The following is a 6,457-nucleotide window of genomic DNA, read 5'->3' as shown; positions in this document are numbered from 1 at the left end:
TGCCAGCTTTTCGATCAGCTGATAGTCCTGCAACAAAATAGGGCCGCGCTCACCCGCAGTCAGGGAATTCTGGTTATCCGGGATCGGTGCACCAGCACTTGTCGTCATAATCGGACGGTCTGCCATGTTAATCCTCAATTTTTTAATAACTTATATAAAATTTATAGTATAATAATAGGGGTATCTATTATAATAGACGTTCATTAATTAAATATCGATTGTGTCAATATCTGGAACATGAGTTTTTTTTAAATTATTTACTTTATATCATCTCGTAGAGTATGCGGTGGTTTGTGATGCAAGATACTTATGAAAATAAATAGATAGAGGATTTTTAATGATTTAAGTGGCTTGACCGGTCCCGCATGACAGATGTCCGAGGTACGATAATTGGCTTTTTGTATCAGGTTAAAGGGTTGTTTGGGGCGATTTGAATAAGTGCCTAGACAGCTTAGGTCGACAATGAATGCGATTAGAGCGCTGATCTGACTGGATCAGATCGGCGCTCTAATTATTTGTTTTAACGCGCATCTTGCCCGAAAATCGGTTCCAACTTTTTGGGATATACTTTAGAAAGGTTTTTTGACGATGAGTTCGACATTTAAATCCTCCGGTACCCCCAGTCGATAGGCTCTGTCCAGCGCGGGATCATTCATTGCGAGTTCAAGGCTCAGTGCTGCAAGCGACGCTGCCGTTTGGGGGCCTTCGCGAATGATTGAATCAGGCGATGAATGATCTATAATTGTGCCGAAGATTGATAGGGTGCCGTCACGATTGTCAAAAATTTCAATCGTTCTTGATTGTTGTGGGTAATCGATATGTGCTGCGGTGTTAACCTCCCAAAATCCGTGCTGGTTATTTCGGGGGTCGTAATGACTCCAGATACGGTTGCAGTGCGTATGACCGTTCACCCAGAGCACAACATTTGGAAAGCGGGACAGCAGTGCAATGAACTCGGCTCCACCGATACGGGTGTTGTCAGGCTGGCCAGCTGGCGCACGCTTGAGATTATCAAATGTAATCGAATTATGATGAGAGAAGATAACAACGATCGCGTCTTTATTTGCTGAATTAACGATTGATCCGTCAGTCGCATAATATTTTGACGAATTTTCCGTCAATTGGCGTTCCAGCCATTCGGCCTGAGGCGTATCAAGTGAGCCGTCAGGGCCGCCATTCGGATTGGTAGAATCAAGCATTATGCCGATGACGCCATCCGCCATATTGAATGTATAGTAGGCTGTCTGCTGGGCTAGATTGTCAGTTGAAAACCCGTGGCCGACGGGGCCGTAAGCGCCTGCCGCATCGAGATGTTTCTGTATAAATTCTTCCTTTGAAAAAGGGCGGCGATTTATCGACGCTACCGTCTCCATTGTCGGCAGAGTAGACATCAGTTCCTGTATTTGCGCGTTTGTGCCCTGAGTGACTGCGCCAATAAACATTTCAGGCGGCATCGTTTTGGGTAGGGCCGTTATCACCCGGTTCGAGACACTCTGTGCAGATATTAAATCTGTGATATTTCCCGCGCCAAAAACGCCATAGTCAAGCTGGTCATGATTTCCAAAGCCCGAATACCACGGCATTTTGAAACCTTCTGCTTTTACGGGTTGGCTTATGGCCGCTAAAAACCCTTCGACTTCTGGGTAACCAAATGCCCGTTTCCATAAATCGGCTTTATATCCATTGGATGTGGGTTCGGGGTGCCAGTAAACATCGTAAGTTTCTTCGGAAAGGCCATGATTGCTCTGGACGCCGACATATTCCGTTCCGCTGGCGGACATGACGGCCCATTCGCCATTCAGCAGTGACAAGACGGTTTCAAGTTCGTGCATGGCGCGCGTATCGGCACTGTCACCGGTCGATATGGCAAAATCAAACTTTCTCCCGGAAACAGGCCCTTTAGAAAGAGCGTTCAAACGCCTGATCATCGCATCGAGCACATGCACTGTGAGCGTTTCTTGAGGACGCCACGCATTTACCAGCGGCGCACCGTCAATGTTACCATTCGGGCCCGCATACTGTCGCATGAATGCGGTATGCCCCGGCGAAGAGGCATCAATAATATGCAAGTCTGTTATCTGGACAAAGGAAACAAGTGCTTTTCTGCTTTTCTCTCTGCCGTCAAATGCTTCTGACAGGTCTTGTCGCACGATAATAGGCCAGCCGTTATCGACAGCCGTTTTGCGATATGGTTTCCCTTTTTTTAGGTAGTCGCCTGGAACAACAGATTCCTCCAGAGTGGTAACAGCTTCAGCGTAAAAGCGGCTCTGCGCCATGGCATTGTGGGAGGCGCAGCCACACACGGCAAAGGGTGCAGCACAACTCGCTTTTATAAAATTCCGACGCGAAAGAGCAAAATTAGTAAAAGAATATGATTTGATGCTCATAAAAATCTCTCTAGATCATGAAAACTGTCACGATGTTGACCATTTTTTTGAATGATTAGGTCTATTTTTTGTTGTATTTTAATTTCAATAACAATCTGTGTATAAAAAATATTTTTTACTTGTTATTATTTAAGTATTATATAATATACATATACGCGTTGTTCTAAGGGATTTAAGTTGCGATCTGAAACGACGCTGCTCGCAGTAAAACATCAAAAATATCTGGAAAAGCAATGGCCTCGGTGTGAAGCCCACTTGCCATGAAACTGGTAAAATGAGCACGCAGATGCCGACTGTATTATTGGAACATAAACAGCCGGCATCGAGAATGAACCGCATTCGCTGAGAGCGTGGTCTTGTCGGTGCGATGCGCCTGGGTGTTTTATCCGCCCGAAGCTGGCTCCCAGTTTTGGGGGACATGGAGCAATTGCGGAAACATGCATTCTACAAAACGCGCAGCGGTTGGCTGTGGCTCGTGATTGGCCAATCCAGGTCGCTCGTTGGCTTCGATGAACACATAATCAGGCGTTTCAGGTGATTTCACCATGAAATCAATTCCCACAACCGGGATGTCGATTGCGCGGGCAGCCTTGCAGGCGGCTTCGACGAGAGACGGATGCACCATTGCCGTTACATCGTGAATCGTGCCTCCCGTATGGAGATTGGCCGCTTTGCGCACGGTGATTTCGTGTGCATCCGCGAGAATATCGTCAAGTGTAAGCCCCTGCTGCTCAAGGCAACGTCTGGTCTCGGCATCAATTGGAATCCGGCTTTCACCGCCTGTTGCTGCAAGACGGCGACGTGACTGGACCTCGATAAGCCGTCGGATCGTGGATTTGCCATCGCCGATCACCCGCGGTGGTCGGCGTATCGCCGCCGCCACCAGCTTAAAGTCGATAATAACCAGCCGAAGATCATCGCCCTCAAAACAGGCTTCGAGCAACACCTGGTCGCACACTTCGCGTGCTTGTTTGATGGCGGCGCGCAAGTCTTTCATCGTCGTTACGCCGACTGAAATTCCACGCCCCTGTTCCCCGCGCGCGGGCTTTACGACCAGTTTATCGTGCTTTGCGAGAAAGGCTTCGAGCGTCTTGTCTTCGGCGTTTGCTGCTATCTGCTCGGGCACACTCAGGCCCGCTTTTGCGACGGTTCTGCGCGTGACGGCCTTGTCATCACAGATGGACATGGCAACACCCGATGTCATTTCCGAAAGGCTCTCGCGGCAATGGATCGAACGCCCGCCATGGGACAGGCGAAAAAAGCCGCCTTTGGCGTCTGTAATATCGACATGCACGCCGCGCCTTAGCGCTTCATCGACAATAATGCGCGCATAGGGGTTGAGCGCGCCAATTGCGTTGATCGGTTGCGCAAAGAATTTTTCATTGATCGCGTTCTTGCGTTTGATCGTGAAAAGCGGAACGCGGCGGAATTTCAATTTTTCATAAAGGCGGATTGCATTGTCATTGTCGTATAGCACTGACAAATCCACGTGATTAAGCCCGCGTGCCTGAAAATGCTCGGCAAGCTTGCGCACAAGCTTTTCGCCAATACCCGGCTGTCGCGCCTGCGGATGCACGGCAAGGCACCAAAGTGAGCCGCCCTGATCCCTGTCGTTAAACAAACGTTGGTGATTGATGCCGGTGACAGTGCCGACAATTTCGCTGCTCGCGTCATCCTGCGCAACAAAATAGGTGACGGCTCGATTATCGCGTTCACATGAGAAGAAATCCGGGCGCAATTGCACCATGCCGCAGGCCGCATAAACGGCATTGATTCCGTCTGCATCGATTTCCGACACAGCGCGGCGAATGCTGATGCCACGCGTCTGGCGACCGCCGGCACGATAATTGGACAGATCAAGCCGGTAAGTGTGCGATGGATCGAGAAAGATTTCCTGCGGTGCCTGTGACAACAGCACATGCGGATCGCTGACATAAAACAGAATATCCCGGCTGGCCGGTGCTTCGGCGCGCAAGGCCTCAATGATTGCCTCGTTGCTTTCAAAGGTTTGTGCAAAAAGCAATCTGCCCCAACCGCAATCAAGCATCACATTGCGGTTGGTGGTGTCACTCGCGCCCTGCGCGTTGCCGTTTGAATGCTCCTGATAAAACCCTGCGCCTTCGGGTGTGCGCAGCCTTGTCAGCCTGTGCGAGAAAGCGTTTCTCCCTCTTGCTTTCTGCCGGGTCATGTCAACCTCACTTGTCTTTTTCATCTTAGGCCTCCCCATTTCAGGCCTCTTGCGTCTGAAGCCACATTTCCAGAAGTCCAGCCTGCCAGAGTTCTGAACCGCGCAACGGTGTGATGTGCTCCGACGGGTTCGCAAACAGACGATCCAGATAATCGCGCTGGAAAAGTCCGCGTTCGCGCGCCTTTTGCGATGAAAGCGCATCGCGCAGCATATCGAGATAGGGGCCAGCGATATATTTAAGCTGCGGAACCGGGAAATATCCCTTCTTGCGGTCGATCACAGCACTTGGGACGATCTTGCGTGCGACATCTTTCAAAATGCCTTTGCCGCCGTCGCGCAGCTTTTCCTCAGGTGGCATACGTGCGGCAAGCTCGACCAGTTCGTGATCAAGAAACGGCACCCGCGCTTCCAGACCCCAGGCCATGGTCATATTGTCGACGCGCTTGACCGGGTCGTCGACCAGCATGATATTGCTGTCGAGACGAAGTGCGCGGTCAACCGGCGTATCAGCGCCATCGCGCAGCAAATGCTCTTCGATGAGATCACGGCTATAGTCGCGATCTGTCATCCAGTCGGGCGATAGCTGGGTTTTAAGCACATCATGCGAGCGGTCACAGAATGCCTTGGCATAATCGCTGACCACATCATTGGAGTCGACCAATGGCGGATACCAGTGATAGCCCGCGAAAACCTCGTCAGCCCCCTGACCGGATTGTACGACCTTGATATGCTTGGAGACTTCCTTGGAAAGCAGATAGAATCCGACATTATCATAGGAAACCATGGGTTCCGACATGGCGGCAATGGTGCCGGGAAGCGCATCCATCAGATCAGAAGACGGGACAAATATCTTGTGATGGTCTGTGCCGAAATGTTTGGCGATAAGGTCGGAATAGACGAACTCGTCGCCTTTTTCGCCGTTGGCTTCTTCAAAACCGACAGAAAAGCTCATCAGTCCGGCCTGACCGGCTTCTGCAAGCAGGCCGACAATCAGGCTCGAATCCACACCGCCTGACAGAAGAACGCCAACCGGAACGTCGGAGATCATGCGGCGCTTTACGGCCAAGCGCAATTTATCAAGAAGCTGCTCTTGCCATTCTTCACGGCTGATGGCGTTGTCGCTTGGCCGACGGCTGTGCGGGGGCTGCCAGTAGATACGGTCGCGAAATTCACCATTGGCCTGATAAACGCGAATGGTGGCTGCTGGCAGCTTGCGCACGCCATTATAGATGGTGCGCGGCGGTGGCACCACCGCATGAAAACTCATGTAATTATGCAAGGCTGCGCGGTCGATTGACGTGTCGATGCCACCAGCCTTAACCAGCGCTGGAAGCGTTGATGCAAAGCGCAATGCGCCATTGACTTGCGCAAGGTAGAGCGGCTTGATGCCAAAACGGTCACGGGCAAAGATCAGTTTGCCGGTATCGCGCTCATGGATGGCAAAGGCGAACATGCCGTGAAAACGCGAAACGCATTCCTCGCCCCAGGCATGCCACGCCTTGATGATCACTTCTGTGTCGCCATCGGAGAAAAAGCGATAGCCCATCGCTTCAAGTTCCGTGCGCAATTCCCGGAAATTATAAATACACCCATTAAAGACGACGCTTATACCCAGATCTGCGTCGATCATGGGCTGCTGGGATTTTTCAGACAGATCAAGGATCTGCAATCGCCGATGTCCGAAACCGACATGACCACGCACCACGATGCCAGATGCATCTGGACCTCTGGGCGCAAGGCAGTCTGCCATTTTCGAGATTGCCGAAACCGATGGTGTTGCACCATCGAACCTGACTTCTCCGCAAATTCCACACATAAAAAGGGTCGAAACCTCCATTGTAGTAACAACAAATGAGGCCGTCGTATGAGTGTATCGACGGCC

Annotated in this window: 4 protein-coding genes; all 4 read right to left on the bottom strand. The window is 50.9% G+C overall.

The annotated features are described in order from the left end of the window. A partial coding sequence (locus OPR82_RS19040) for a catalase (RefSeq protein ID WP_265986154.1) occupies positions 1–126 on the bottom strand: 126 nt, incomplete at its 3' end. 443 nt (positions 127–569) lie between these two features. Continuing rightward, the gene (locus OPR82_RS19035; protein WP_265986466.1) at positions 570–2,387 is read right to left on the bottom strand and encodes a TIGR03767 family metallophosphoesterase; all 1,818 of its coding nucleotides are present in this window, start codon (positions 2,385–2,387) and stop codon (positions 570–572) included. Positions 2,388–2,769: 382 nt separating this feature from the next. Next, positions 2,770–4,599, bottom strand: a complete 1,830-nt coding sequence (gene ngg / locus OPR82_RS19030; RefSeq protein ID WP_265986465.1) for an N-acetylglutaminylglutamine synthetase — start codon at positions 4,597–4,599, stop codon at positions 2,770–2,772. 16 nt (positions 4,600–4,615) lie between these two features. Continuing rightward, positions 4,616–6,391, bottom strand: a complete 1,776-nt coding sequence (locus OPR82_RS19025; RefSeq protein ID WP_265986464.1) for an N-acetylglutaminylglutamine amidotransferase — start codon at positions 6,389–6,391, stop codon at positions 4,616–4,618. Positions 6,392–6,457 lie beyond the last annotated feature (66 nt).

It is taken from the genome of Ochrobactrum chromiisoli (assembly GCF_026241335.1).
Taxonomy (GTDB): Bacteria; Pseudomonadota; Alphaproteobacteria; order Rhizobiales; family Rhizobiaceae; genus Brucella; species Brucella chromiisoli.
This window is presented reverse-complemented; position numbering and strand designations above follow the sequence as displayed.

Coding starts and splice junctions, on each gene's coding strand:
- OPR82_RS19025 (WP_265986464.1), bottom strand. CDS start 6,391: ATGTGTGGAATTTGCGGAGAAGTCAGGTTCGATGGTGCAACACCATCG.
- OPR82_RS19035 (WP_265986466.1), bottom strand. CDS start 2,387: ATGAGCATCAAATCATATTCTTTTACTAATTTTGCTCTTTCGCGTCGG.
- ngg (WP_265986465.1), bottom strand. CDS start 4,599: ATGAAAAAGACAAGTGAGGTTGACATGACCCGGCAGAAAGCAAGAGGG.